Source organism: Burkholderia sp. KBS0801, from assembly GCF_005937855.2.
Classification (GTDB): Bacteria; Pseudomonadota; Gammaproteobacteria; order Burkholderiales; family Burkholderiaceae; genus Burkholderia; species Burkholderia ambifaria.
The window spans coordinates 3,142,688-3,169,180 of sequence record NZ_CP042177.1 but is presented as its reverse complement, the minus strand read 5'-3'; the positions used below and the strand labels follow the sequence as shown (position 1 = coordinate 3,169,180).

The 26,493-nt window shown below is 68.1% G+C and carries 26 protein-coding genes; 18 read left to right on the top strand and 8 right to left on the bottom strand.

Translation table 11 applies throughout. The annotated features are described in order from the left end of the window. The first annotated feature begins 4 nt into the window (after positions 1-4). Positions 5-2,038: an ATP-binding protein gene (locus FFI87_RS15095; protein WP_138847109.1), complete on the top strand. Its 2,034-nt coding sequence runs from the start codon at positions 5-7 to the stop codon at positions 2,036-2,038. 81 nt (positions 2,039-2,119) lie between these two features. After that, complete coding sequence (locus FFI87_RS15090) at positions 2,120-3,475, top strand: sigma-54-dependent transcriptional regulator (RefSeq protein WP_011658019.1); 1,356 nt, start codon at positions 2,120-2,122, stop codon at positions 3,473-3,475. A 79-nt stretch (positions 3,476-3,554) separates the two neighbouring features. Here the strand turns inward: FFI87_RS15090 and FFI87_RS15085 are convergent, their stop codons facing one another. Further along, positions 3,555-4,091 carry a TlpA disulfide reductase family protein gene (locus tag FFI87_RS15085; RefSeq protein ID WP_006754800.1) on the bottom strand — a complete coding sequence of 179 codons (537 nt, stop codon included), beginning with the start codon at positions 4,089-4,091 and terminating at the stop codon, positions 3,555-3,557. Positions 4,092-4,251: 160 nt separating this feature from the next. Between FFI87_RS15085 and FFI87_RS15080 the strand changes: the two genes are divergently transcribed. Further along, positions 4,252-4,824 carry a hypothetical protein gene (locus FFI87_RS15080; RefSeq protein WP_138847110.1) on the top strand — a complete coding sequence of 191 codons (573 nt, stop codon included), beginning with the start codon at positions 4,252-4,254 and terminating at the stop codon, positions 4,822-4,824. A gap of 333 nt (positions 4,825-5,157) precedes the next feature. Here the strand turns inward: FFI87_RS15080 and FFI87_RS15075 are convergent, their stop codons facing one another. Next, positions 5,158-6,744 carry a YifB family Mg chelatase-like AAA ATPase gene (locus FFI87_RS15075; protein WP_138847111.1) on the bottom strand — a complete coding sequence of 529 codons (1,587 nt, stop codon included), beginning with the start codon at positions 6,742-6,744 and terminating at the stop codon, positions 5,158-5,160. A 262-nt stretch (positions 6,745-7,006) separates the two neighbouring features. Beyond that, positions 7,007-7,258, bottom strand: a complete 252-nt coding sequence (locus tag FFI87_RS15070; RefSeq protein WP_006489451.1) for an accessory factor UbiK family protein — start codon at positions 7,256-7,258, stop codon at positions 7,007-7,009. A 356-nt stretch (positions 7,259-7,614) separates the two neighbouring features. Between FFI87_RS15070 and FFI87_RS15065 the strand changes: the two genes are divergently transcribed. From FFI87_RS15065 to ptsP, 7 genes are all read left to right on the top strand, one after another. Beyond that, positions 7,615-7,953, top strand: coding sequence for a P-II family nitrogen regulator (locus FFI87_RS15065; RefSeq protein ID WP_006398175.1), 339 nt, complete (start codon positions 7,615-7,617; stop codon positions 7,951-7,953). A 33-nt stretch (positions 7,954-7,986) separates the two neighbouring features. Beyond that, positions 7,987-9,498, top strand: a complete 1,512-nt coding sequence (locus tag FFI87_RS15060; protein ID WP_138847112.1) for an ammonium transporter — start codon at positions 7,987-7,989, stop codon at positions 9,496-9,498. A 243-nt stretch (positions 9,499-9,741) separates the two neighbouring features. Beyond that, a complete protein-coding gene (gene gshA / locus FFI87_RS15055; protein WP_006752078.1) occupies positions 9,742-11,031 on the top strand; it encodes a glutamate--cysteine ligase in 1,290 nt (429 codons plus the stop codon). Between the two features lie 25 nt (positions 11,032-11,056). Further along, positions 11,057-12,013, top strand: coding sequence for a glutathione synthase (gene gshB / locus FFI87_RS15050; protein WP_006752077.1), 957 nt, complete (start codon positions 11,057-11,059; stop codon positions 12,011-12,013). A 231-nt stretch (positions 12,014-12,244) separates the two neighbouring features. After that, positions 12,245-12,715, top strand: coding sequence for a PTS sugar transporter subunit IIA (locus FFI87_RS15045; protein ID WP_006752076.1), 471 nt, complete (start codon positions 12,245-12,247; stop codon positions 12,713-12,715). 71 nt (positions 12,716-12,786) lie between these two features. Further along, on the top strand, positions 12,787-13,056 hold the full coding sequence (locus tag FFI87_RS15040; protein WP_006477716.1) for an HPr family phosphocarrier protein: 270 nt from the start codon (positions 12,787-12,789) through the stop codon (positions 13,054-13,056). Between the two features lie 201 nt (positions 13,057-13,257). Then, a complete protein-coding gene (gene ptsP, locus FFI87_RS15035) occupies positions 13,258-15,033 on the top strand; it encodes a phosphoenolpyruvate--protein phosphotransferase (RefSeq protein ID WP_012364778.1) in 1,776 nt (591 codons plus the stop codon). An 88-nt stretch (positions 15,034-15,121) separates the two neighbouring features. On the opposite strand, the gene FFI87_RS15030 is transcribed toward ptsP, so the two are convergent. The 3 genes from FFI87_RS15030 to gpmA all read right to left on the bottom strand — a co-directional run bounded on the left by FFI87_RS15030 (position 15,122) and on the right by gpmA (position 18,542). Then, positions 15,122-15,874, bottom strand: coding sequence for a HesA/MoeB/ThiF family protein (locus FFI87_RS15030; protein WP_138847113.1), 753 nt, complete (start codon positions 15,872-15,874; stop codon positions 15,122-15,124). Between the two features lie 104 nt (positions 15,875-15,978). Continuing rightward, positions 15,979-17,520: a S41 family peptidase gene (locus FFI87_RS15025; RefSeq protein WP_041489862.1), complete on the bottom strand. Its 1,542-nt coding sequence runs from the start codon at positions 17,518-17,520 to the stop codon at positions 15,979-15,981. Between the two features lie 275 nt (positions 17,521-17,795). After that, positions 17,796-18,542 carry a 2,3-diphosphoglycerate-dependent phosphoglycerate mutase gene (gene gpmA / locus FFI87_RS15020; RefSeq protein ID WP_012364775.1) on the bottom strand — a complete coding sequence of 249 codons (747 nt, stop codon included), beginning with the start codon at positions 18,540-18,542 and terminating at the stop codon, positions 17,796-17,798. A gap of 136 nt (positions 18,543-18,678) precedes the next feature. Here gpmA and FFI87_RS15015 point away from each other — a divergent pair, with 136 nt between their 5' ends. The 5 genes from FFI87_RS15015 to FFI87_RS14995 all read left to right on the top strand — a co-directional run bounded on the left by FFI87_RS15015 (position 18,679) and on the right by FFI87_RS14995 (position 21,613). Then, positions 18,679-19,101, top strand: coding sequence for a rhodanese-like domain-containing protein (locus tag FFI87_RS15015; protein WP_012364774.1), 423 nt, complete (start codon positions 18,679-18,681; stop codon positions 19,099-19,101). Continuing rightward, positions 19,098-19,358 (top strand): glutaredoxin 3, encoded by a 261-nt coding sequence (gene grxC, locus FFI87_RS15010; RefSeq protein ID WP_138847114.1) that lies wholly within the window; start codon positions 19,098-19,100, stop codon positions 19,356-19,358. The genes FFI87_RS15015 and grxC overlap by 4 nt, the downstream gene beginning before the upstream one ends. Positions 19,359-19,465: 107 nt before the next feature. After that, complete coding sequence (secB, locus tag FFI87_RS15005) at positions 19,466-19,957, top strand: protein-export chaperone SecB (protein WP_006752068.1); 492 nt, start codon at positions 19,466-19,468, stop codon at positions 19,955-19,957. A gap of 26 nt (positions 19,958-19,983) precedes the next feature. Continuing rightward, on the top strand, positions 19,984-20,982 hold the full coding sequence (locus FFI87_RS15000; protein WP_006752067.1) for an NAD(P)H-dependent glycerol-3-phosphate dehydrogenase: 999 nt from the start codon (positions 19,984-19,986) through the stop codon (positions 20,980-20,982). A gap of 106 nt (positions 20,983-21,088) precedes the next feature. Then, entirely contained in the window at positions 21,089-21,613 is a 525-nt protein-coding gene (locus FFI87_RS14995; protein WP_138847115.1) for an O-acetyl-ADP-ribose deacetylase, read from the top strand. A gap of 32 nt (positions 21,614-21,645) precedes the next feature. Here the strand turns inward: FFI87_RS14995 and trmL are convergent, their stop codons facing one another. Both trmL and FFI87_RS14985 read right to left on the bottom strand, forming a co-directional pair. After that, complete coding sequence (gene trmL, locus FFI87_RS14990) at positions 21,646-22,116, bottom strand: tRNA (uridine(34)/cytosine(34)/5-carboxymethylaminomethyluridine(34)-2'-O)-methyltransferase TrmL (RefSeq protein WP_126228555.1); 471 nt, start codon at positions 22,114-22,116, stop codon at positions 21,646-21,648. 107 nt (positions 22,117-22,223) lie between these two features. Continuing rightward, positions 22,224-23,036: a ComF family protein gene (locus FFI87_RS14985; protein ID WP_138847116.1), complete on the bottom strand. Its 813-nt coding sequence runs from the start codon at positions 23,034-23,036 to the stop codon at positions 22,224-22,226. Positions 23,037-23,121: 85 nt separating this feature from the next. On the opposite strand from FFI87_RS14985, the gene FFI87_RS14980 reads away from it, so the two are divergent. The 3 genes from FFI87_RS14980 (at position 23,122) to coxB (ending at position 26,472) form a co-directional block, all read left to right on the top strand. Next, a complete protein-coding gene (locus FFI87_RS14980; protein ID WP_138847117.1) occupies positions 23,122-24,087 on the top strand; it encodes a methyltransferase domain-containing protein in 966 nt (321 codons plus the stop codon). A gap of 195 nt (positions 24,088-24,282) precedes the next feature. Then, positions 24,283-24,807, top strand: a complete 525-nt coding sequence (locus tag FFI87_RS14975; protein ID WP_011658003.1) for a DUF2244 domain-containing protein — start codon at positions 24,283-24,285, stop codon at positions 24,805-24,807. A gap of 57 nt (positions 24,808-24,864) precedes the next feature. Next, entirely contained in the window at positions 24,865-26,472 is a 1,608-nt protein-coding gene (coxB, locus tag FFI87_RS14970; protein ID WP_138847118.1) for a cytochrome c oxidase subunit II, read from the top strand. Positions 26,473-26,493: the final 21 nt, after the last annotated feature.

Sequence of the window (26,493 nt, the reverse complement as noted above, 5' to 3'; positions counted from 1 at the left end):
CACCATGAACGAGCAGGCGGCGGGTCCGCCCGCGGCCGCCGCGCCGCGCGGCGGCCGGGGCGGTCGGGCCGGTGATGCGGAGCCCTATGACACAATAGGCGATCCGCATCGCCAGGAAGTCACGTCCGTGAAGCGCCGCCTGCTCATCCTCGTCGTGCTTGCCGTCGCGCTCGCGGCGGCGTGCGCGCTGACGTGGACCATCACGTGGCGGCGCGGCGTCGCGGAGCTGCAGCGCAACGCCGCGGTGCGCGTCGACCGCACCACCAACGCGCTCAAGAGCACGCTCGACCGCTACGAATCGCTGCCTTATCTGCTCGGCAGCCATCCGTACGTGCAGGACCTGCTCGCCGAGCCGAAGCGCGCCGATTTCACCGGGCGCGCGAACCGCTATCTCGAAGATCTCAACGAACACGCGCACGCGACCGTCACCTACGTGGTCGGCGCGGACGGCCTGTGCGTCGCCGCCAGCAACTGGCGCGCGCCCGACAGCTTCGTCGGGATCGAATACCGCTTCCGTCCTTATTTCATCGACGCGATGAACGGCCGGGTCGGCCGCTTCTTCGGGATCGGCACGATCTCGCGCGACCCCGGCTACTACATCTCGCAGCCGGTGCGGCGCGACGGCAAGATCGTGGGTGTCGTCGTCGTGAAACTCAATCTCGAATGGTTCCAGGGCGCCGACGCGTCCGAACCGCTCGTCGTCGCGGACGATCACGGCGTCGTGTTTCTCTCGTCCGTGCCCGCGTGGAAATACCACACGCTGCATCCGTTGACGGGCCCCGTCGCCGCGTCGATCTACGAGACGCGCCAGTACGCGCAGCAGCCCGTCACGCCGCTGCCGCTGCGCGTCGAGCAGGTGCTCGGCGCGGACGCGGAGATCGTGCGCCTCGGCGCGGCCGGCGTAGGCCCGGGCCTGCGCGCACCGCGCTTCCTGGCCAGCAAGCGGCGGATCGGCGAACCCGACTGGCTGCTCGTCACGCTCGCGCCGATCGCACCGATCGACGCCGATGCGCGCAACGCGACCATCGTCACAGGCTTCGGCTTCGTGTCGGTGGCGTTGCTCGCGTTCTACTGGCGCATGCGCCGCGCTCGCGTGCGCGAGATGATCCGCGGCCGCGCGCTGCTGCAGCAGGCGTATGCGGAGCTGAACCGGCGCGTCGAGGAACGCACGGCCGATCTGTCGGAAGCGAACGAGCAATTGCAGAAGGAAGTCGGCGACCGGATCCGCGCGGAACAGGAATTGCGCGCTGCGCACGACGAACTGATTCAGGCGAGCAAGCTCGCCGCGCTCGGCCAGATGGCGGCCGGCATCACGCATGAACTGAACCAGCCGCTCGCGGCATTGCGCAGCTTCTCCGACAACACGCGCGTGCTGCTCGATCGCGGCGAGCAGGCAGCCGCGCGCGAGAACCTCGAGGCGATCGCCGCGCTGACCGAGCGGATGGGCAAGATCACCAACCAGCTGAAGCTGTTCGTCGGCCGCGCGAAGCCGCGCAACGAACAGGCGCTGGTCGTGCGCGCGCTGCGCAGCGTGCTGTCGCTGCTCGGCGACCGGCTGCGCGGCGTCACCCTCACGCTGACGCTGCAGGATGCGACCGTGTCGCCCGCGCAGGATGCGCCGCTCGACCTCGCGCGCGACTATCCGGACCTCGTCGCCCGCTGCGAGGACCTGCGCCTCGAACAGGTGCTGATCAACCTGCTCGGCAACGCGCTCGACGCGGTCGCGGGTGTCACGGCGCCGGCGATCGAAGTGACGATCGCGGTGTCGGTCGCGACGCTGGCGGTCGAGGTGCGCGACAACGGCCCGGGTATCGCGCCCGACCTGCTGCCGCGCTTGTTCGAACCGTTCTTCACAACCAAGGAAATGGGGCGCGGGCTCGGGCTCGGCCTCGCGATCTCGTCGTCGATCGCGAGCGACGCGGGCGGCGCGCTGACCGCGCGCAATGCGCCGTCCGGCGGCGCGCTGTTCGTCTTGACGCTGCGGCGCACGCGCACGCATCATCCGGACTCCCTGTCCGAGCCGGCGGGCTCGCGCTAGGGCCCGTTCGCCGCACGACCGGCATCAACGAGAGCCGCGCGCGCTTCGCGCCGCGCGGCGTGCCAGGAGCAAGTGACTACGATGGCCAACCGGCTGCAAGTGATCTATATCGAAGACGATGCGCTCGTTCGCCGGGCGAGCGTGCAGAGCCTCCAGCTCGCGGGGTTCGACGTCGTCGGGTTCGAATCGGCCGAGGCGGCCGACAAGGCGATCGTCGCGGAAACCGCCGGCGTGATCGTCAGCGACATCCGGCTGCCCGGGGCGAGCGGGCTCGACCTGCTCGCGCAGTGCCGCGAGCGCGTGCCCGACGTGCCGGTGATCCTCGTCACCGGCCACGGCGACATCTCGATGGCCGTGCAGGCGATGCGCGACGGCGCGTACGACTTCATCGAAAAGCCGTTCGCGGCCGAACGGCTGATCGAGACCGTGCGCCGCGCGCTCGAGCGGCGCGAACTCGTGCTCGAGAACCATGCGCTGCGGCGCGAGCTGGCCGGGCAGAACATCGTCGCGCCGCGCATCATCGGCCGCAGCCCGGCGATCGAACAGGTGCGCAAGCTGATCGCGAACGTCGCGCCCACCGACGCCTCGGTGCTGATCAACGGCGACACGGGCGCCGGCAAGGAGCTGATCGCGCGCAGCCTGCACGAGCTGTCGCCGCGGCGCGACAAACCGTTCATCGCGGTGAACTGCGGCGCGCTGCCCGAGCCGATGTTCGAGTCGGAGATGTTCGGCTACGAGCCAGGCGCGTTCACGGGTGCCGCGAAGCGCCGCGTCGGCAAGCTCGAATATGCGTCCGGCGGCACGCTGTTCCTCGACGAAATCGAAAGCATGCCGCTCGCGCTGCAGGTTAAGCTGCTGCGCGTGCTGCAGGACGGCGTGCTCGAGCGGCTCGGCTCGAACCAGCCGATCCGCGTGAACTGCCGCGTCGTCGCGGCCGCGAAGGGCGACATGAGCGAGCTCGTCGCGGCCGGCACGTTCCGGCGCGACCTGCTGTACCGGCTCAATGTGGTGACGATCGCGCTGCCGCCGCTCGCCGAGCGCCGCGAGGACATCGTGCCGCTGTTCGAGCACTTCATGCTAGACGCGGCCGTGCGCTACGGGCGGCCGGCCCCGGTGCTGACCGACCGGCAGCGCGCGAGCCTGATGCAGCGCGACTGGCCCGGCAACGTGCGCGAGCTGCGCAACGCGGCGGACCGCTTCGTGCTCGGCGTCGCCGACATGCCGCAGGATGCGGGCGCGAGCGGTGACGATGCCGAGAGCGACCAGACGCTGAAGGAGCGCATCGAGCAGTTCGAGCGTGCGGTGATTGCGCAGGCGCTGAACCAGACGGGCGGCGCGGTCGCCGCGACGGCCGACCGGCTGCATGTCGGCAAGGCGACGCTGTACGAGAAGATGAAGCGCTACGGGCTGTCGGCGAAAGGCGAAACCGAGCGCTGAAAAACGAACGGACCGCAGTGCGGTCCGTTTTGCGGAGCAGGGCTGCGGGCACCCTGCGAGCGGAATCGAGCGGCGGCGCTCAGGCCGCGTTGCCGTCGAGCGCCTTCTTGAGCAGCGCGTCGAGTTCCGCGAACTGCGGTGCGCCGACGTAGCGCTTCAGGATCTTGCCGTTCTTGTCGACGACGAAGGTCGTCGGCGTGAGCTGCACGTTGCCGAACTGCTTCGCGACGCTGCCGTCGTCGAGCGCGACCTTGAACGGCAGCTGGCGCGTCTGCGCATAGTTCGCGACGTACATCGGCGGATCGTAGTTCATCGCGACCGCGACGAATTCCAGCCCCTGACCCTTGAAGCGATTGTAGGTCTCGACCATCTGCGGCATTTCCTGCATGCAGGTCGCGCAGCTCGTCGCCCAGAAATTGACGAGATAGACCTTGCCCTTCAGGTCGCCGGCCGTCGACACCTTCTGGCCCGACAGCAGCGTGAACGTGGCGTCCGGCACGCTGGACTTGCCGTTGAACGCAAAGAAGCCGGCAACGGCGATGGCCGCGACGACGACCGCCGCCACGATATAGCGGGCGGGGCCGGTGCGGCGCTGGGCGGGAGGCGTGGTGTTCATCTGGTGCTCTCGGAGTCGGTCGATGACGCGGATCGATGCAAAGGACGTCGAAATTCGGCGCTCATTTTAGCGCGAATGCGCGGCACGCACCGGTGGCGGCCACGGATCCGCGGTGTCAGCCTTCGCGGATAATGAGCGTTTTGCCTGCTCGATCCCTGCCATGCCGAAGGAAGTCATCGATTCGTTGCGCCCCCTTTTTCGTCCGCTGCGACAGTTCGCCGCGCTCGCGTGCGTGAGCGCGGCGCTGGCCGCGTGCTCGCCGTCCTATGACTGGCGCACGCTGCACAACGACGCCGGCTATACGATCGACCTGCCGGCGAAGCCGACCGTCGAGGACCACCCGATAGCGGTGGGCGGCGCATCGATGCCGATGCGGATGCAGGCCGCGCACGTCGACGGCGCGGTGTTCGCGGTCGGCACGCTGACGCTGCCGGACGAGCGCGACGACACGCGTCGCGCGGCGCTCGAGTTCCTGCGCGCCGGGCTGTCGCGCAATCTCGACGGCGCGCCGCGGACGGCGTCGGTGCCGGTGCCGCTCGCGGCCGGCGGTGCGGTGAACGGGCTCGAACTGCGGATCGCGGGCGCGGCCAGCGGCGGCGACCACGCGCACAAGACGATCGTCGCGCGGCTCGTGGCGCGCGGCCGGCATGCGTATCAGGCCGTCGTGATCGCCGACGGGCCGCTCGCCCAGGAACAGCTCGACCAGTTTTTCGGCTCGTTCAAACTGGACTGACACCGGCCGGCGACGGCGCTCTGACACGTTGTGACAACTGAAAGTTCATTCGCAGCTTTCGACGCTAATCTCCGGATTTTGCGGGGATTTTTCAGCTATCCACAGCGCATGTGGATAACTTTGTTGAAAAGTCGGGCGAATCTTGCGCAAAGCCGCACCAGCCGGCCTTCCGGCGCATTTCACAACTTCGGTGCCATTTGAGAAAAATCAATGGAAACAAAGAGATACGAATTTCGCGATGGCAACGCGCTCGCGAGCGGCGATCCGGGGCCAGATTCGCTAAATTGTGCATAAGTCAAGTCTTGACAGCCGGATTTTGTCCACCGAAAGCGCTCACAGCGCCGTGAGCGCGCGCCGGTAGCGGATCGCCTCGGCGATCTGCGCGGCCGTCGGCAACGGGTCGCCGGCCAGGTCGGCGATCGTCCGCGCGACCTTCAGCACGCGGAAATACGCGCGCGCCGACCAGCCGAAGCGCTCGCCTGCCTCGCGCAGCAACCGCTCGCCGTCGTCGGTCGGGCGGCACAGGTCATCGGTCTCGCGCCCGCTCAGCATGTGATTCGTCTTGCCCTGCCGCTCGAACTGCAGCGCGCGCGCCTGGGCGACCCGCGCGGCGACCGTGGCGCTCGATTCGCCGTGCGCCGTCGCGCGCGCGGCGAGTTCGGCCGGCGACAGCGCGGGCAGGTCGATCTGGATGTCGATCCGGTCGAGCAGCGGCCCCGACAGCTTGCGCAGATAGCGTGAGGCGACGTCCGGCGAACAGCGGCAGCGCCCGGACGGATCGCCGTGCCAGCCGCACGGGCACGGATTCATCGCGGCGATCAGCTGGCACGCGGCAGGGAAATCGGCCTGCTGCGCCGCGCGCGAGATCGTGATGCGGCCGACTTCCAGCGGCTCGCGCAGCATTTCCAGCACGTGCCGGTCGAATTCGGGCAGCTCGTCGAGAAACAGCACGCCGAGGTGCGCGAGCGTGATCTCGCCCGGCTGCGGTGGATTGCGGCCGCCGACCAGCGCGGCGGCGCTCGACGAATGGTGCGGCGAGCGGAACGGCCGCCGCCGCCACTGCGCGGGCGAGAAGCCGATGCGGCTCGCGGAAAGGAGCGCGGCCGACGTCAGCGCCTCGTCGTCGGTCAGCGGCGGCAGGAGGCCCGGCAGCCGCGCGGCCAGCATCGACTTACCGGCGCCGGGCGGCCCGATCATCAGCATGTGGTGCCCGCCCGCGGCGGCCACTTCGAGCGCGCGCCGGGCGCCGCGCTGGCCGATGACGTCCGCGAGATCGGGGGCGGCCGGCGCCGGCTCGCCGTCGAGGCAGGGCGCCGCGACCGGTGCGAGCCGCGCGTCCGGCGCACCGGCGAGGTGCGCGCACAGCGCGGGAAGGTCGGGCGCGCCGAATACCGTGACGCCCGGCACGAGCGCGGCCTCGGCGGCGCTGTCGAGCGGCAGGTACAGCTCGGGCGGGCGCGACGCGGCCGCCGGGTCGGACATCGCGCCGGAACCGACGCCCGGTCCGGTTTCACCCGCGCGCCAGTCGCGTGCCGCGCCGCACGCCATCGCGAACGCGCCGCGCATCGGCCGCAGCGCGCCGGTCAGCGACAGCTCGCCCGCGAATTCGCGGCCGGCCAGCGCATCGGCCGGGATCTGGCCGTTCGCGGCGAGGATGCCGAGCGCGATCGGCAGGTCGAAGCGGCCGGACTCCTTCGGCAGGTCGGCCGGTGCGAGGTTGACCGTGATGCGGCGCACAGGGAATTCGAATCCGCAGTTCTGCAGCGCGGCGCGCACGCGCTCGCGGCTTTCGCGGACTTCGAGATCGGGCAGGCCGACGATCGAGAACGACGGCAACCCGTTGGCAAGATGGACTTCGACGGTGACGTCCGGCGCGCGGCCGGCCGCCGGCGCGCGACTGCGCACCACGGCGAGCGACATGGCGAGGCTCCTGTAAATGAATCGGACGGGCAACGGCCGTTCGGGGCCGCATGCCGCGGGAATCGGAGGAATCGGTGCGCGCTTGCCGGCGTGGCGCGAGAAAGAACGAGGAATTACGAACAGCGAAGAACGAGGAACAGCGAAGAGCGGGGGACTGCGAAGAACGACGGAACGACGAAACGGCTTGCTGACTGGCCGACTGGCGGGGCAGGCGCGGGCCGCACGAGGCGGCCCGCGCCCGGACCGGTCGGTCAGGGGGGCGTCAGGCCTGGGGCGCTGCGAGCTTCTGCTCGAGTTCCGCGACGCGCTTTTCGAGTTCCTCGAGACGCACGCGGGTGCGGGCGAGCACCTGTGCCTGCGTGTCGAACTCCTCGCGCGTGACGAGATCGAGCTTCGAGAAGCCTTGCGACAGCATGGCCTTCACGTTGCGCTCGACATCCTTGGCCGGCGAGTTTTTCAGCAGGTCGCTGACGCGCGACTGCAGGTCGTTGAAAACATCGCTGGGTTGCTTCATGAGATATCCCTTCCTTGCACAAAAAATGTGCATCTTCAGTTGCGTACGTGCCCATGATGCACGCATGACCGGAAATGGTGCGCCGCTGGCGCGAATTCCGGGCATGGCGCCCGCATGGGTGAATGGCCCGGTGAACCGGGACGTGCGTGCACTCTAGCAACGATCCTTTCGACGCGCCAGCAAACCGGGCCCACGTTGACCGTTCGGCCGGGCTTCCCCACCTTTCAACGGGTGATGCGCCCCCCTTTCGGAGCCGTTCGAGACGGTCCTCGCGCAAACATGGCATGCGAGTTGCTGGGAAGAGACCGTCACACCATTCCAACCAATTCGACGGGACCACCCAGCGAGAGGACTTCATGAAACTGATTACCGCAATCATCAAGCCGTTCAAGCTCGATGAGACGCGCGAAGCGCTCTCCGCGCTCGGCGTCTCGGGCATCACGGTGACGGAGGTGAAGGGCTTCGGACGCCAGAAAGGGCATACCGAGCTGTACCGCGGCGCCGAATACGTGGTCGATTTCCTGCCGAAGATGAAGATCGAGGCGGCCGTGTCCGACGATCTCGTCGACCAGGCGGTGGAAGCGATCGAGCGGGCCGCGCGCACCGGCAAGATCGGCGACGGGAAGATCTTCGTCACGCCGATCGAGCAGGTGATCCGGATCCGGACCGGGGAGACCGGCGCAGACGCGCTGTAACAGACAAAGACAAGCAACAAGAGGAAACCCGAGATGCGCAAACTTCTGATGTCCCTGCTGATGGCAGGCTCGCTGATCGCGGCCGGTGTCGGCCCCGCGCTCGCCGACGACGCGGCTTCGGCCGCGTCCGCGCCCGCCGCAATGGCGTCCGATGCAACGGCAGCCGCCACGCCGGCCGCTTCGGCCGCTTCGGCCCCGGCTGCCACCGACGCTTCGGCGCCTGCTGCCGCCGCCCCCGCGTCGGCCGCCGACGCATCGGCTGCCGCGGCTGCGTCCGCGCCGGCCGCACCCGCCGCGCCGACCGCGCCGTTCTCCGTCGATTCGTCGAAGATCAGCGCCGGCGACACCGCGTGGATGCTGACGTCCACCGCGCTCGTGCTGTTCATGACGATCCCCGGCCTCGCGCTGTTCTACGCGGGCATGGTCCGCAAGAAGAACGTGCTCGCGACCGTGATGCAGAGCTTCGCGATCACCGCGCTGATCACGGTGCTGTGGACGGTGGTCGGCTACAGCCTCGCGTTCACGCCGGGCAACGGCTTCATCGGCGGCCTGTCGCGTGTGTTCCTGCACGGGATGACGTACGTGAAGGGCGACAAGGCGACCACGCTGACCGTCAGCCACCTGGCGACGACGATTCCGGAATCGGTCTACTTCGTCTACCAGATGACGTTCGCGATCATCACGCCGGCGCTGATCTGCGGCGCGTTCGCCGACCGGATGAAGTTCTCGGCGATGCTCGTGTTCATGACGCTCTGGTCGCTGATCGTCTACGTGCCGATCGCGCACATGGTGTGGGAGCCGACCGGCTGGCTGTCGGCGGACGGCGTGCTCGACTTCGCGGGCGGCACGGTGGTGCACATCAACGCCGGTATCGCGGGCCTCGTGTCGTGCCTGATGCTCGGCAAGCGCGTCGGCTTCGGCCGTGAATCGATGGCGCCGCACAACCTCGTGCTGACGATGATCGGCGGCTCGATGCTGTGGGTCGGCTGGTTCGGCTTCAACGCGGGTTCCGCGGTCGCGGCCGACGGCCGTGCCGGCTTCGCGATGCTGACGACGCAAATCGCGACGGCGTGCGCGGCGCTCGGCTGGATGTTCGCCGAGTGGCTCACGCACGGCAAGCCGTCGGTGCTCGGCATCGTCTCGGGTGCGGTCGCGGGTCTCGTCGCGATCACGCCGGCGGCCGGCTTCGTCGGCGTGCCGGGTGCGCTCGTGATCGGCATCGCGGCCGGCGTCGTGTGCTACTGGTCGGCGACGTGGCTCAAGTCGAAGCTCGGCTACGACGATTCGCTCGACGCGTTCGGCGTGCACGGCGTGGGCGGGGTGCTCGGTGCACTGCTGACCGGCGTGTTCGCGGTCAAGGACATCGGCGGTTTCGACGGCAGCCTGCTGCTGCAGGCGAAGGGCGTGCTGATCACGCTGGTATACAGCGGCGTGCTGAGCTTCGTGCTGCTGAAGCTGATCGACCTGACGATCGGCCTGCGCGTGAGCGAAGAGGAAGAGCGCGAAGGTCTCGACGTGGTGCTGCACGGCGAGCACGTCGAATAAGTCGTACGGATCACGGCGGGCCGCCGCGCAGACGGCGCCCGCCACGAATGAGCGCAGCGACTTCGGCCCGCCCACCCGGCGGGCGTTTTTTTCTCCTGCGCCGCGCCGCCGCAGCGCATAACCCTTCGACCTATCGGGTCAATAGCCGAAAACTTCCTCCAAATCCTTGTGAAGCCGGGAACAATCCCCAAATGGGCAGAGCAATTGCTCTACAATCTTCATTCTCCCGCTCGCGAGTGATTCATGGTTCCCCACCTCGTTACCGCGTTGAACGGTCCGCTGCTCGAACTCGAGCAGAAGATCCTCGACGCGACGCCTGCGATCGAACGCTGGTTCAGGCTCGAATGGCAGGAACACACCCCGCCGTTCTATTGTTCGGTGGACCTGCGCAACGCCGGCTTCAAGCTGGCGCCCGTCGACGCGAACCTGTTCCCCGGCGCATTCAATAATCTGCCGTCCGAAGTGCTGCCGCTCGCTGTCCAGGCCGCGATGGCCGCGATCGAGAAGATCTGCCCGGACGCGAAGAACCTGCTCGTGATTCCCGAACTGCCGACCCGCAACGCGTTCTACCTGGAAAACGTCGCGCGGCTCGCGACGATCATGCGCCAGGCCGGCCTGAACGTGCGCTTCGGCTCGCTCGATCCGAGCATCACCGACATGACGCCGATCACGCTGGCCGACGGCCAGAAGATCGTGCTCGAACCGCTCGAGCGTTCGCAGCGCCGCCTCGGCCTGAAGAATTTCGATCCGTGCTCGATCCTGCTGAACAACGACCTGTCGGCCGGGATTCCCGCCGTGCTGGAAAACCTGCACGAGCAATATCTGCTGCCGCCGCTGCACGCCGGCTGGGCCGTGCGCCGCAAGTCGACGCACTTCTCGTGCTACGACGACGTCGCGAAGAAGTTCGCGAAGATGGTCGGCGTCGATCCGTGGATGGTGAATCCGTATTTCGCGCATGTCGAAGGCGTCGACTGGCAGGCGCATGAAGGCGAGCAGGCGCTCGCCGACGCGATCGACGGCGTGCTGAAGAAGATCGCGCGCAAGTACCGCGAATACGGGATCAGCGAAAAGCCGTACGTCGTCGTGAAGGCCGACGCGGGCACCGCCGGGCGCGGCGTGATGACCGTGCACGATGCGGCCGAGATCGGCCGGATGTCGAAGGCCGAGCGCACGCAGATGGCCGAGTCGAAGGCCGGCCTCGCGGTGCGCGACGTGATCGTGCAGGAAGGCGTCTATACGTTCGAGCGCGTCGGCGACGAAGTCGCGGAGCCGGTCGTGTACATGATCGACCGTTACGTGGTCGGCGGCTTCTACCGCACGCACGGCGGCCGCGAGCGCGACCAGAACCTGAACGCGCCGGGCATGCACTACGTGCCGCTCGGCTTCGAGCATACCGCGCTGCCGGATGCCGGCGCCAAGCCGGGCGCCGCGCCGCCGAACCGTTTCTACATGTACGGCGTCGTCGCGCGCCTGTCGCTGATCGCGTCGTCGATCGAACTGGAAAAGACCGATCCCGAAGCCATCCAGGTGTAACGGCTTCGCTACGTACAGGACCCGCATGGACATTCTCTTTATCGCCGACCCGCTCGAGCGCTTCAAGATCTACAAGGATTCGACCTACGCGATGATGGCGGAGGCCGCGCGGCGCGGGCATGCGGTGTACACATGCCAGCCGCACCAGCTCGCATGGACGGGCTCGGGCGTCGAGGCGGACGTGCAGCGCGTGACGATCGTCGGCGACACGACAGATCTTCATCGCCATCCGTGGTACGAGGCGGGCGCCCATGAATCGCGTCAGATGACGTCGTTCGGCGCGGTGCTGATGCGCAAGGATCCGCCGTTCGACATGGAGTACGTGACGGCGACCTGGATGCTCGAGCTGGCCGAGCGTGCAGGCGCACGCGTGTTCAACAAACCTCAGTCGATCCGCGATCACTCGGAGAAGCTCGCGATCGGCGAGTTTCCGCAGTTCGTCGCGCCGACGCTCGTCACGCGCGACGCCGCGCGCTTGCGTGCGTTCCACGCCGCGCACGGCGACGTGATCGTGAAGCCGCTCGACGGGATGGGCGGGATGGGTGTGTTCCGCGTGAAGGCCGACGGGATGAATCTCGGCGCGATCATCGAGATGCTCGGTCATGACGGCACGCGCTCGCTGATGATTCAGAAGTTCATCCCCGAGATCACGGCCGGCGACAAGCGCATCCTGCTGATCGCGGGCGAGCCGGTGCCGTATTCGCTCGCGCGGATCCCGCAGGGCAGCGAGGTGCGTGGCAATCTCGCCGCGGGCGGGCTGGGCGTCGCGCAGCCGCTGACGCCGCACGACCGCGAGATCGCCGAGACGCTCGGGCCGGTGCTCGCCGCGCGCGGGCTGCTGCTGGTCGGGCTCGACGCGATCGGCGACTGGCTGACCGAGGTGAACGTGACGAGCCCGACGTGCTTCCGCGAAATCATGGAGCAGACGGGTTTCGACGTCGCCGCGATGTTCATCGACGCGCTGGAGCGGGCGGCCGCGTAGCCCGCTTCGCGCGCAATTCCGGCGGCGGCCGCGCAGGCCCCCCGTCGCCGGAGCCGTTCGACCGGCCTGCTACAATGCCCGCTTGCCCGGTGCCGCGACCAGCGCGCCGAAGGCCCGGCGGTCGGGCCGAAACCGTTGCAAGGCTGAACATGAAACGATTCCCATACTCGCTATGCTCGTGGCCCCGCCGCGGGGCGTCGGCCCGCCAGGGGCGGCCGGAGGCGGTCTGACATGGCCGGGATTCTGATCATCGCGCACGCGCCGCTCGCCACCGCGTTGCGGGACTGCATCGCGCACATCTACGGCGGCGTGCCCGCGCGCATCGGCTGTATCGACGTGCTGGCGGACAGCGACCCAACCCAGGTGATGGCGTTCGCGCACGCGGAGCTCGCGCGGCTCAGGGAAGAGAACGGCGTCGTCGTGCTGACCGACATGTACGGCGCGACGCCCGCGAACATCGCGGGCCAGCTCGCGAAGCTCGACAACGTGCGCGTGCTGGCGGGCGTAAACCTGCCGATGCTGGTGCGGGCCGTCTGCTACCGTACCGTGCCGCTCGACAAGCTCGTCGACAAGGCGCTGTCCGGCGGCGCGAAGGGCGTCCATGAAGTGGCGGCCGGCACGCCGCCGCCGCCGACCGAAGCCGGCTGCGGCCAGTGCGCGCCGATTCCGCCCGAGCCGCAACCGCGCACCGAATCGCACTGACCGCCCGTTTTCCCGTTTTAGACCGAGCCGCCGCACCTCGCCGGCGGCCTCGACCGACCCGACCGAGAATCATGCTTCAACAAGAAACCACCATCGTCAACAAATTGGGGCTCCATGCACGCGCATCGGCCAAGCTTACGCAACTGGCCGGCAACTTCCAGTCGGAAGTCTGGATGACGCGCAACGGGCGCAAGATCAACGCGAAAAGCATCATGGGCGTGATGATGCTCGCGGCGGGCATCGGCAGCACGGTGACGATCGAGACCGAAGGTCCCGACGAGCGCGAAGCGATGGATGCGCTACTCAAGCTGATCGCGGACAAATTCGGCGAAGGTCAGTGATCCCCGCGCGGGATCGTTGCCGTTTCCGAGCAGAATGCCGCGTTTTCCGCGGCATTTTTTTCGTCCCGAGCATTGGTGCGGAACGCACAATGCTGCGGTGCATGCAGCCAGCATGGAGGGACGGAATTTATAATCGCTACCCGGGGTCATAAGCGCATCGCAGCGGTGTGCCGCGGCTTTACTTGTACAGAGGAGGTGCGCGTGTCCTTCACGCTGCATGGCATTCCCGTCTCACGTGGTATCGCGATCGGGCGAGCGTATCTGATCGCGCCGGCGGCGCTCGACGTCGCCCATTACCTGATCGAGGCGAACCAGATCGACGCCGAGGTCGAGCGTTTTCGCACGGCCCGCGAGGTCGTGCATCGCGAACTCAACGCGCTGCGCGCCGACCTGACCGACGACACCCCGAGCGAAGTGGGCGCGTTCATCGACGTGCACACGATGATCCTGAGCGACGCGATGCTCGTGCAGGAAACCATCGATCTGGTGCGCACGCGCCGCTACAACGTCGAATGGGCGCTGACCGAGCAGCTGGAGCTGCTCACGCGCCACTTCGACGACATCGAGGACGAATACCTGCGCGAGCGCAAGGCCGACATCGAACAGGTGGTCGAGCGCGTGCTGAAGGCGCTCGCCGGCGCGCCGTCCGCGTCGCAGGCGCTCGATCGCGCGGCCGCGCGCGGCCAGAACGAGATGATCGTCGTCGCGCACGACATCGCGCCGGCCGACATGATGCAGTTCAAGTCGCAGTCGTTCCAGGCGTTCGTCACCGATCTCGGCGGCCGCACGTCGCACACGGCGATCGTCGCACGCAGCCTCGGCATTCCGGCCGCGGTCGGCGTCCAGCATGCGAGTGCGCTGATCCGCCAGGACGACCTGATCATCGTCGACGGCGACCAGGGGATCGTGATCGTCGATCCCGCGCCGATCGTCCTCGAGGAATACTCGTACCGCCAGTCCGAGAAGCTGCTGGAGCAGCGCAAGCTGCAGCGCCTGAAGTTCTCGCCGACGCAAACCTTGTGCGGCACCAAGATCGAGCTGTACGCGAACATCGAGCTGCCCGACGACGCGAAGGCCGCCGTCGAGGCCGGCGCGGTCGGCGTCGGGCTATTCCGCTCCGAGTTCCTGTTCATGCATCAGAAGGAGATGCCGGAAGAGGAGGAGCAGTTCGCCGCGTACAAGCGTGCGGTCGAGTGGATGAAGGGCATGCCGGTGACGATCCGCACGATCGACGTCGGCGCGGACAAGCCGCTCGAGGCACTCGACGAAGGCTACGAGACGGCGCCGAACCCAGCGCTCGGCCTGCGCGCGATCCGCTGGAGCCTGTCCGAGCCGCAGATGTTCCTCACGCAGCTGCGCGCGATCCTTCGTGCGTCCGCGTTCGGGCAGGTGAAGATCCTGATCCCGATGCTCGCGCACGCGCAGGAGATCGACCAGACGCTCGACCTGATCCGCGAGGCGAAGCGCCAGCTCGACGACGCGGGGCTCGCGTACGACCCGAACGTGCGCATCGGCGCGATGATCGAGATCCCGGCCGCGGCGATCGCGCTGCCGCTGTTCCTGAAGCGCTTCGACTTCCTGTCGATCGGTACCAACGACCTGATCCAGTACACGCTCGCGATCGACCGTGCGGACAACGCGGTCGCGCACCTGTACGACCCGCTGCATCCGGCGGTGCTGCACCTGATCTCCTATACGCTGCGCGAAGCGAAGCGCGCGGGCGTATCGGTGTCGGTGTGCGGGGAGATGGCGGGCGATCCGACGCTCACGCGCCTGTTGCTCGGGATGGGGCTCACCGAATTCTCGATGCACCCGAGCCAGTTGCTGGTCGTGAAGCAGGAGATCCTGCGCGCGCATCTGAAGGCGCTCGAGAAGCCGACGGCCGACGTGCTGGCCGCGTTCGAGCCCGAGGAAGTGCAGGCGGCGCTCAAGCGCCTGGCGGTCGCGGAACCGCGCGCGGACGACGCGGCCGCCTAGGCGACGCAGGGCGCGCGGTGAAACCGCCGCGAACGTAGCGAAACGTCACGGTCACGCATGCGCCCGTCCGGCGCATGCATCGCGCGCGTCAGTGCCGGCCCTGGCACACGGGGCAGTCGGCCTGGCGCGCGATCTTCATCGTCGTCCACTCCATCCGCAGCGAATCGAGCATCATCAGCCGGCCGCTGAGCGTCGTGCCGATCGCGCCGATCACGCGCAGCGCTTCGGCGGCCTGCATCGCGCCGATGATCCCGACCGTCGGCGCGAACACGCCCATCGTCGCGCACGCGACTTCCTCGAACGGCTGGTCTTCCGGAAACACGCACGCGTAGCAGGGCGCGGCCGGGTCGCGGAAGTCGAACGTGCTGATCTGGCCGTCGAAGCGCAGCGCGGCGCCCGACACGAGCGGCACGCCGTGCGCGACGCATGCGCGGTTGATCGCATGGCGCGTCGCGAAGTTGTCGGTGCAGTCGAGCACGACGCCCGCCTGCGGCACGTGTTCGTCGAGCCACGCATCGTCGACGCGCGCCGCGACCGCATGCACGGTCACTTCCGGGTTCAGCCGCGCGAGCGTGTCGCGTCCCGATTCGACCTTGCTGCGCCCGACCGAGGCCGTCGCGTGCAGGATCTGCCGTTGCAGGTTCGTGAGGTCGACCGTGTCGGCGTCGACCAGCGTGATCGTGCCGACGCCGGAGGCCGCCAGATACATCGCGGCCGGCGAGCCGAGCCCGCCCGCGCCGACGACCAGCGCATGCGCGTCGAGGAAGCGCTGTTGCGCCTCGATGCCGATTTCGTCGACGAGGATGTGGCGGGAGTAGCGAAGGAGTTGATCGTCGTTCATGGGAAGTCGTGAGCGAGGCGGCGGACGTAGCGTTATTTTAGGCGCGCATGAAAAACGGGCCATCGCGGTCTTCCCGCGATGGCCCGTCGGATGCCGGCCGGCGCTTACTGCGGTGCCGACGCGGGCTTCGGTGCGGCGGCCTTCGCGCCCGACGCCTTCGCGGGCGTCGCGGCCTTGGTGGCCGGGCTCTTCGTCGTGCTCTCGGCGAGGCGCGACTTCGATTCCTGCACCGGCTTGCCTTCGAGCTTGTTGAGCGCCTGCTGCATCATGAAGTCGTCGGCGCTGCCGAACTCGATCGGCTTGCGATCGCGGTCCTTCTGGCGCTGCTCCGGCGTCTTCTTGTCGTTCTGCTCTTCGAGGACGCGCAGCTGGTCCATCCGGCGCTGCTCGCGCTCTTCCTGTTCCTTCTTCTCGTTCGGATCCTGCGTGTTCGCGAGGTGGTTCGTGTAGTCGACCTCGCGCGTCACGAGTACGTCGTCCGGATCGCCGTCCGCGTACTGATCGACCGGCACGTCGGGCGTGATGCCCTTGTTCTGGATCGAACGGCCGCTCGGCGTGTAGTAGTAGGCGGTCGTCAGGCGCAGCGCGGTATCGGCCGTCATCGGACGGACCGTCTGCACCGAGCCCTTGCCGAACGTCGTCTTGCCCATGATCTGCGCGCGCTTCGCATCCTGCAGCGCGCCGGCGACGATTTCCGACGCGGACGCCGAATACGCGTTCGTCAGCACGATCATCGGCACGGTCTTGAAGACCGGCGGCAGGTTCTTCAGCGGATCGCCGTCGAAGGACGGCAGGCGGTAGTTGTCGTAGGTGTCGCGGTAGACCTGCTTCGAATCCGGGATCTGGCCGTTGGTCGACACGACGACGGAGTCGGGCGGCAGGAACGCGCCGGCGACGCCGACCGCGCTCTGCAGCAGGCCGCCGCCGTTGTTGCGCAGGTCGACGATCAGGCCCTTCAGGTTCGGCTGCTGGCGCGCGATGTCCTGCAGCTTCGCGGCGAGATCGGGCGTCGTGCGCTCCTGGAAGCTCGTGATCCGGATGTACGCGTAGCCCGGGTCGAGCAGCTTCATCTTCACGCTCTGCACGCGGATGACCGCGCGCGTGACCGTGACCGGGAACGTGCGGTCGTCGCTCTTGCGGAAGATCGTCAGCGTGACCTTGGTGCCCGGCTCGCCGCGCATCTGCTTGACGGCCTTGTCGAGCGTCATGCCGCGCACCGGCTTGTCGTTGATGCGCGTGATCAGGTCGCCCGGACGGATGCCGGCGCGGAACGCGGGGGTGTCCTCGATCGGCGAGATCACCTTGACGAGGCCGTCTTCCTGCGAGATCTCGATGCCGAGACCCGCGAAGCGACCCTTGGTCTGCTCCTGCAGCTCGTCATAGTCGGTCTTGTCGAGGAACGACGAATGCGGGTCGAGGCTCGACACCATGCCCTTGATCGCCGCCGTCAGCAGCTTCTTGTCGTCGACCGGCTCGACGTACTCGCGCTTGATCTGGCCGAACACTTCCGCGAACAGGCGGAGCTGGTCGAGGGGAAGCGGCGCAGTGGCGGTCTGCTCGGCCGACGCCGAAACCTGCAGCGTGGCGAACACGCCCGTGGCGAGGCCCGCGGCAATCAGGCCGATGTTCTTCAATTTCATTCGCATAGAGAGTCTGGTGCGGTCGGGAAGCGCGTGGCGGTAGCGGGGATGTAGCGGACAAGTATAACTGTTCGTCCGATTACTCAGTGGAACGCTGCGGAAATGGTCCAGGTCCGGCGCTCCCGAGGCCCCGGCCCCCGGGCCTTGGCCGGGGGCCGCCGGACGCGCAGCGGATTCGAAAGCGGATTCGACAGCATATGGGCCGCGAAGGTTCGCGCCACCGCACGCCCGGGCGGGCCCCGGACAGGCCGCGCGACGCGGCCCGCCGGGTGTGACGGGTGTCAGCCCGCCTTGCCCTGCTTCGCGACGGCGGCCTGCGCCTTCGCGATCGCGTCCTGGTCGCCGAGGTAGTAGTGCTTGAGCGGCTTCAGGTCTTCGTCGAGCTCATACACGAGCGGCACGCCGTTCGGGATGTTCAGGCCGACAATGTCGCTGTCCGAAATGCCGTCGAGGTACTTGATCAGCGCGCGCAGCGAGTTGCCGTGCGCGGCGATCAGCACCTGCTTGCCCGAGCGGACGGCCGGCGCGATCGATTCGTTCCACAGCGGCAGCACGCGCGCGACCGTGTCCTTCAGGCACTCGGTGAGCGGCAGCTGCTCGCGCGGCACCTTCGCGTAGCGCGGGTCGTTGAACGGCGCGCGTTCGTCGGTCGGCTCGAGCGCGGGCGGCGGCGTGTCGTAGCTGCGGCGCCACACGAGCACCTGGTCGTCGCCGAACTTGGCGGCCGTTTCCGCCTTGTTCAGGCCCGACAGCGCGCCGTAGTGGCGCTCGTTCAGGCGCCACGAGTGGACGACCGGCAGGTACATCAGGTCCATCCGGTCCTGCACGTGCCACAGCGTGCGGATCGCGCGCTTGAGCACCGACGTGTACGCGATGTCGAACGTGTAGCCGGCCTCCCTGAGCAGTTCGCCGGCCTGGTAGGCCTCGTTGCGACCCTGTTCGGTCAGGTCGACGTCGACCCAGCCGGTGAAGCGGTTTTCCTTGTTCCACGTCGATTCGCCGTGGCGGATGAGAACGAGTTTGTACATGGATCTTGCGGTCGGTAGTGATAGGGAAGCGGGGCGCGTCGCGCGGTACCCGGCCCGGGTCCGCCATCGCGCAAGATGGTTATTTTATAATGGCGGGATTGTCCTTTTCCGATTTCTCTTTTTCCGGCGGCATTCCGTGACGTTCTTTACCAATTACACGAACCTGGCCCTTATCGCGATCCTGCTGGTTTCCGGCGGCCTGCTTGCATGGCCCGCGCTGCGTCGCGGCCGCGGCGGCCTGTCGGCGGCGGAGGCGACGCAGCTCATCAATCGCCGCAACGCAGTCGTGATCGACCTGCGGGCGGCGACCGACTTCGCTGCCGGCCATTTGCCGTCGGCGCGCCAGGTCGCCGCCGGCGAGATCGGCGCGAAAATTGCGCAGGTCGCTAAAAACAAGAGCACCCCGGTGCTGCTCGTCTGCCAGAACGGCCAGCAGTCGCAGAAGGCGGCGCGCGAGGTCCAGGCGGCGGGCTATGCCGAGGTGCACGTGCTCGAGGGCGGCGTCGCCGCGTGGCAGCAGGCCGGGATGCCGGTCGTCAAACAAGGAGTCGCGAAGTGAGCAAGGTATTGATGTACAGCACGCAGGTGTGTCCGTATTGCATTCAGGCCGAGCGCCTGCTGAAGCTGCGCGGCGTCGAGCAGATCGAGAAGGTGCTGATCGACCGCGATCCGGCCCGCCGCGAGGAAATGATGACGCGCACGGGCCTCCGCACGGTGCCGCAGATCTATATCGGCGACACGCACGTCGGCGGTTACGACGATCTGTCGAAGCTCGACCGCGAAGGCGGCCTCTTGCCGCTTCTGCAAGCCGCCTGATTAGGGCAGAATGGCCGCCGGCCGCGCCGCGGCTTGGGCGCGCAGGATCCAACCGAGGCGGCCGGCGCGAAGCCGGGCCGCCTCGTCACCACTTTTAGGGAAACACCATGTCCGACGTCGAAAATCAACCGTTCTTCAACATCCAGCGCGTCTACCTGAAGGATATGTCGCTCGAGCAGCCGAATTCGCCGGCGATCTTCCTCGAGCAGGACATGCCGTCGGTTGAAGTCGAAGTCGACGTGAAGGCCGAGCGTCTGGCGGAAAGCGTGTTCGAAGTCGTCGTGTCGGGCACCGTCACCGCGAAGGTGAAGGACAAGGTCGCGTTCCTGATCGAAGCGAAGCAGGCCGGCATTTTCGACATTCGCAACATTCCCGACGAACAGCTCGACCCGCTCGTCGGCATCGCCTGCCCGACGATCCTGTTCCCGTACCTGCGCTCGAACATCGCCGACGCAATCACGCGTGCGGGCTTCCCGCCGATCCACCTGGCGGAAATCAACTTCCAGGCGCTGTACGAGCAGCGTCTCGCGCAGCTTCAGCAGCAGGCCGGCGCAGCAGGCGCGCCGAATGGCGCGCCGAACGGCACGACGCTGAACTGACGTTTCACTCCGGACCGGTGCTGGGTATGAAAGTAGCCGTTCTCGGCGCCGGTGCCTGGGGCACCGCGCTCGCGGGCCATCTGGCCGCGCGGCACGATACGCTTCTCTGGGCGCGCGACGCCGCGCTGATCGCCGGGCTGCAGGCCCGGCACGAAAATTCCCGCTATCTGGACGGCATCGCGCTGCCCGATGCGCTGCGCTACGACGCCGATCTCGGCGCCGCGCTCGCGCACGGCGCAGCGGACGATGCGCTGTGCGTGATCGCCGCGCCGGTGGCCGGCCTGCGCACGCTGTTCGGCGCGATGCGCGACGCGGGCTGCGTGCCCGCGCATGTCGTGTGGGTCTGCAAGGGTTTCGAGGCCGATACGCATCTGCTGCCGCATCAGGTGATCGCGGCCGAACTGCCGGGGCAGCACAGCAATGGCGTGCTGTCGGGGCCGAGCTTCGCCCGCGAGGTCGGGCTTGCGCTGCCCGTCGCGCTGACGGTCGCGAGCACGTCCGCCGAATGCCGCGAGCGCACGCTCGCCGCGTTCCATCACGGCGCGATGCGGATCTACACGGGCGACGACGTGGTCGGCGTCGAGGTCGGCGGCGCGGTGAAGAACGTGCTGGCGATCGCGACCGGCATCGCCGACGGGCTCGGGCTCGGGCTGAACGCGCGCGCCGCGCTGGTCACGCGCGGCCTCGCGGAAATGTCGCGCCTCGGGGTCGCGCTCGGCGGCCGCGCGGAAACCTTCACGGGCCTCACGGGCCTCGGGGACCTGATCCTCACCGCGACGGGCGACCTGTCGCGCAATCGCACGGTCGGCCTGCAACTGGCGGCCGGCCGCTCGCTGAACGACATCCTCGGTGCGCTCGGCCACGTGGCCGAAGGCGTGCGCTGCGCGCAGGCCGTGCTCGCGCTCGCGCGCGCGCAATCGATCGAAATGCCGATCACCGAAGCCGTGTGCGGCGTGCTGTTCGACGGCGTCGCACCGCGCGATGCAGTCAGCGGCCTGCTGCGGCGCGACGCGCGCGCCGAATAACGGCGACGAAACCCACCGATTTCTTGCGGCCGCGCGCGCTCGCGCAAAGCGGGCGGCGCCAAAGCGCACTACGCTTGAACAGTCTCGGGCATTTCGGGAGGGTGTCATGCTTCGGATCGGTTCCACCACGCTCGACGCGCAACTCGTCGACATCACGACGCTCGACGTCGACGCGATCGTCAACGCCGCGAACGGTTCGCTGCTCGGCGGCGGCGGTGTCGACGGCGCGATCCATCGCGCGGCCGGCCCGGGCCTGCTGGCCGAATGCCGCACGCTTGGCGGCTGCGCGACCGGCGACGCGAAGCTCACGCGCGGCCACGGGCTGCCGGCGCGGTACGTGATTCATGCAGTCGGCCCGGTGTGGCACGGCGGCGGGCACGGCGAGGCCGATCTGCTCGCCGCGTGTTACCGGCGCGCGATCGAGCTGGCAGAAGAGGTTGCGGCGACATCGATCGCATTCCCTGCAATCAGCTGCGGCATATACCGCTATCCGGCCGACGAGGCCGTCGACATAGCGGTCGGCACGGTCGTGGACATGGTGCCGCAGGCGCCGAACCTCGCACGCGTGGTGTTCGCGTGTTTTTCATCCGACATCTACGACCTGTATCGCGCGCGGCTAGCGCGCAGCTAGCGCGTGCGGACGGGCGAGCCGGGCTGGGCGTATCAGGCGCCGCCTTCGAAGCCGGCCTGGCGCCACGCCTCGAACACGACCACCGCGACCGTGTTCGACAGGTTCAGGCTGCGATTGCCCGGCCGCATCGGCAGGCGCACGCGCTGTTCGTTCGGAAAGCGCTCGAGCACGTCGGCCGGCAGGCCGCGCGTTTCCGAGCCGAACACGAACCAGTCGCCCGGCACGAACGCGTGGTCGTGGAAGCGGCCCGAACCGCGGGTCGTGAACGCGAACATTCGCGCGGGATCGGGCGCTTCGGCCGCGACGAATGCGTTCCAGTCGCGGTGCACGCGCATTTCCGCGTACTCGTGATAGTCGAGGCCCGCGCGGCGCATCTTCGCGTCGTCGAGCGGAAAGCCGAGCGGCTCGATCAGGTGCAGGCGCGCGCCGGTGTTGGCGCACAGGCGGATCACGTTACCGGTGTTCGGCGGTATTTCGGGAGCGACGAGGATGACGTTGAACATGGTTGGGTCTGGCTGGACCGGCCGGGGCGGCGCAACGTGCACGCCTTCCCTGCCGGCCGGTTCGTGACGGCCGTCGCCGCGTGCGGGCGGCCGGCCTCTCTATCTAATTAATCCCTGGCGGTGCGCAGCGCAACCAGATTCGTCACGCGCGCGGCGCCCGCCGTCTTCAATGCATGCGCGGCGGCCGCGAGTGTCGCGCCGGACGTCATCACGTCGTCGACGAGCGCCACGTGGCAGCCGGCGAGATCGTCCGTCACCGCGAACGCGGCGATCACGTTGTCGCGCCGCGCGCGCCGGTCGAGCCGCGACTGCGGTGCGGTTTCGGTCACGCGCGCGAGCAGCGTCGCGTCGGCGCGCACGCCGAGCCGGCGCGCGAGCGGACGCGCGATCGCCCACGCCTGGTTGTAGCCGCGCCCGACGAGCCGTCCGTGCGACAGCGGCACCGGCGCGATCACGTCGAAGCCGCCCGCGGCGCGCAGCGCGTCCGTGTCGTCGATCCGCTGCGCGAGCCGGGCCGCGAATTCCGCGCCGAGCGCGAGCCGCGCATGAAACTTCAGCCCGCGCGCGAGCCCGTCGAGCGGCGCGCGGTAATCGGCGAGCGCGAGCGTCGCGTCGAACGGCGGCGGTGTCGCGCGGCATGCATCGCACCGGTAGGCGAACGAAGCCGCGGCGCCGGCGTACCGGCCACGGGAGCCGCGCGGTCGCGGCCGCCCGCTGCCGAGCGGCACCGCGCAGACGTCGCAGCGCAGTCGCGCTTCATTCCAGTACGCGGCGTCGCAGGCGCTGCAAATCACGGCGTGTGACAAATTGCCGCACAGTGCGCACCGATTCGGCAACGCGAGCGCGACGACGCGCACGGCGAGCGCGCGAACCTGCGACAAAACGACGCGCATCTGGCGCGGGGCGAAACGGCGATCCATTCGCGAAAGACTCCTGGGGGCCCCGTCTCGCTGAAGGCCGCGAGGCGAGCGAGTATACTTCGGGCTCTTCGCCAGTGTGCCCGACATGTCCCCAGCTTCGACTTCAACAGGCCGTCCGGCCAATGACGCCCGGCGTTTGCGGCGGATCTTCGATCGCCGTGCCGCCGCGTTCGACGCGGTCGCGTTCCTGCCGCGCGAGATCGCGCAGCGGATGAACGAGCGCCTCGAATACATCAAGGTGAGCCCCGCGGCCGTGCTCGATGCGGGCTGCGGCGCGGGCGACGACCTGCCGGCGCTGCGCGCGCGCTTTCCCGAAGCCCCGGTGTTCGGCGTCGACCTGTCCGGCGCGATGCTCGCGCGGGCGGGGCAGCGCGAGGTCGAGCAGACGAGCTGGCGCCGCTGGCTGCCCGCGTCGCTCGGCCGGGCACTGGGCCAGCGCGGCCCGCGCGTCGCGCACGCCGATTTCTCGGCGCTGCCGTTCGCGGCCGGCGCGTTCGACCTGATCTGGTCGAATCTCGCGCTGCACTGGCATTCGCGTCCCGACACGGTGTTCCCCGAGTGGCAGCGCGTGCTGCGCGTGAACGGCCTGCTGATGTTCAGCACGCTCGGCCCCGACACGTTGCGCGAATTGCGCGCGGCCTGCGCGGAAGCCGAAGCGGCGCTCGGCGTCGCGCCGCCCGCGGCGCGCGTGATCGATTTCGTCGACATGCACGACCTCGGCGACATGCTCGTCGAGAGCGGCTTCGAGATTCCGGTGATGGACCAGGAAGTGCTCACCGTCACGTACAAGACACCCGATTCCCTGCTGGCCGACGTGCGCCGCTGGGGCGCCTACCCGTTTGAGCGCGCGGCGCCGCAGCGCGCGACGCGACGCTTTCGCGCGGCGCTCGGCGACGCGCTGGAGGCGCGCCGGCGCGCGGACGGCACCATTCCGCTCACGTTCGAGGTGATCTACGGCCACGCGTGGAAGGCCGTGCCGCGCACGACTGCCGAGGGGCACGGGATCGTGCGCATCGAAGATATCGGCAAGGGACGTCCGAAGAATCGGTAAAGCGGTAAAGAGGGGTTTTGTTATGTCCGAAATTAGCGGTGCAAAGCGGGGTCGAATTGACGCGAAAAACGGCCGGAAAGCTTGTGGCGCTTGGCTCGCGGGCCGATAGCCGCTTGCTTGTGGATGCCATTGAACCCGCCTATAATGCGTCAGCTTGTCGTCCCGGGGTCCCCGCAATACGGGGCGACGAGTCCGATGCAGGCATGCATCGCATGCCATTCGCGTGAGGCGGCGATGGGAGCAGCGAGGGGTTTGGCGGAGACGACGAACGGTGAACCGGTCCTCGCAGACTGGCTCATGAAACGCAATTGTTCGGTGTCGCCGCGCCAGTTCGTGCTGTTTTACGCGTCGCTCGCGAGCTTCTCGCTGGTGATCGCGGCATTGCTGATGTGGCGTGGGGCCTGGCTCGTCATGCCCTTCACCGGAATCGAATTGCTGGCGGTAGGTGTCGCGTTTGCGATCTATGCCCGTCATGCGGTCGATTACGAGCGCATCAGGCTGTTTCCGCACCGGCTCGTGATCGAGCGGATGGATGCGGAGCGGTTCACGCAGATCGAATTCAACCCGCGCTGGGTGCGGGTCGAGCCGGGTGCGACGCCACGCGATCCGATTCGACTGGTATCGCGCGGGCAGACCGTCGTAATCGGGCAGCATCTCGCGCAGCACAAGCGTGCGCAGTTCGCCGACGAACTGCGCGTGTCGCTCAGGCGCTGCGGCTGACGAGGCGCGGGCACCGGCCGGAACAGGCCGGCGGCTTGCGACGGGGGAGGGGTTTGAATGGAAATTTTGGGTAAGGATGCTATGAAAACAATCAAGCGAGCCCTCACGGGCGTGCTGGCATGCAGCGGATTGCTCTTTGCCGGCGCTGCTCTGGCGGTCGGTGATAGCCCGGGCGGCCCCCGCGTCAACGAGATCAACTTTCAGCCGCCGGTCACGAAGATCGCCGAGGAGCTCTACGATCTCCACACGATGATGCTGATCCTGTGTACGGTGATCTTCGTCGGCGTGTTCGGCGTGATGTTCTATTCGATCTTCGCGCACCGCAAATCCAAAGGCCACAAGGCCGCCAATTTCCATGAAAGCACGACCGTCGAGATCATCTGGACGATCGTGCCGTTCGTCATCGTCGTGCTGATGGCGCTGCCGGCCACGAAGGCCGTCGTCGCGATGAAGGACACGACCAACGCCGATCTCACGATCAAGGTCACCGGCTACCAGTGGAAGTGGGGCTACGACTACGTGAAGGGCCCGGGCGAGGGCATCGGCTTCCTGTCGACGCTCAGCACGCCGCGTGACGAAGTGATGGGCAAGAAGCCGATCACCGAGACGTACCTGCAGGAAGTCGACAATCCGCTCGTCGTGCCGGTCAACAAGAAGATCCGCATCATCACGACCGCGAACGACGTCGTTCACTCGTGGTACGTGCCCGCATTCGGCGTGAAGCAGGATGCGATCCCCGGCTTCGTGCGCGATACGTGGTTCAAGGCCGACAAGGTCGGCACGTTCCGCGGCTTCTGTACCGAGCTGTGCGGCAAGGAACACGCGTTCATGCCGGTCGTAGTCGTTGTGCTGTCGGACGACGACTACGCGAAGTGGGTCACCGCGCAGAAGGCCAAGCTGGCCGGCGCCGCGGTCGATCCGAACAAGGTCTACACGATGGCCGAACTCGTCGCGCACGGCGAGGAAGTCTACAAGGCGAACTGCGCGGCCTGCCACCAGGCGAGCGGCAAGGGCCTCGGCGCATTCCCGGCGATGGACGGCAGCCCGATCGTGAACGGTCCGATCGCCGGCCACGTCGAGCGCGTGCTGCACGGCAAGGGTGCGATGCCGTCGTGGGCGTCGCTGTCGGACCTCGACATCGCATCGGTCGTCACGTACGAGCGCAACTCGTGGGGCAACCACAAGAACGATCTGCTGCAGCCGAAGCAAGTGGCTGACGCGCGCAACGGCAAGATGCCGGAAGACGCGGCAGGCGCCGCGGCACCGGCCGAAGCGGCCTCGGCACCGGCGCAAGCCGCGTCGGGCGCGGCCGAGCAGTCGGCGGCGGCATCGGCGGCGGCGCCGGCATCGACCGCGCTGTCGACGGTCTACTTCGAAACGGGCAAGAGCGTGCTGCCGGCCGACGCGAAGGCGGCGATCGCCGCAGCGGCCGACTATGCGAAGGCACATCCGGACGCGAAGCTCGCGCTGTCGGGTTTCACCGACAAGACGGGCTCGGCCGACGCGAACGCCGAACTCGCCAAGCATCGTGCGCAGGCCGTGCGCGACGCGCTGAAGGCAGCAGGCGTGGCGGAAGACCACATTATTCTCAAAAAGCCGGAAACGATCACGGGCGGGGCTGACGCGAAGGAAGCCCGGCGAGTCGAGATCGGGCCGGCGGCTTGACGTGTCGCTGAGTTAGTCGAC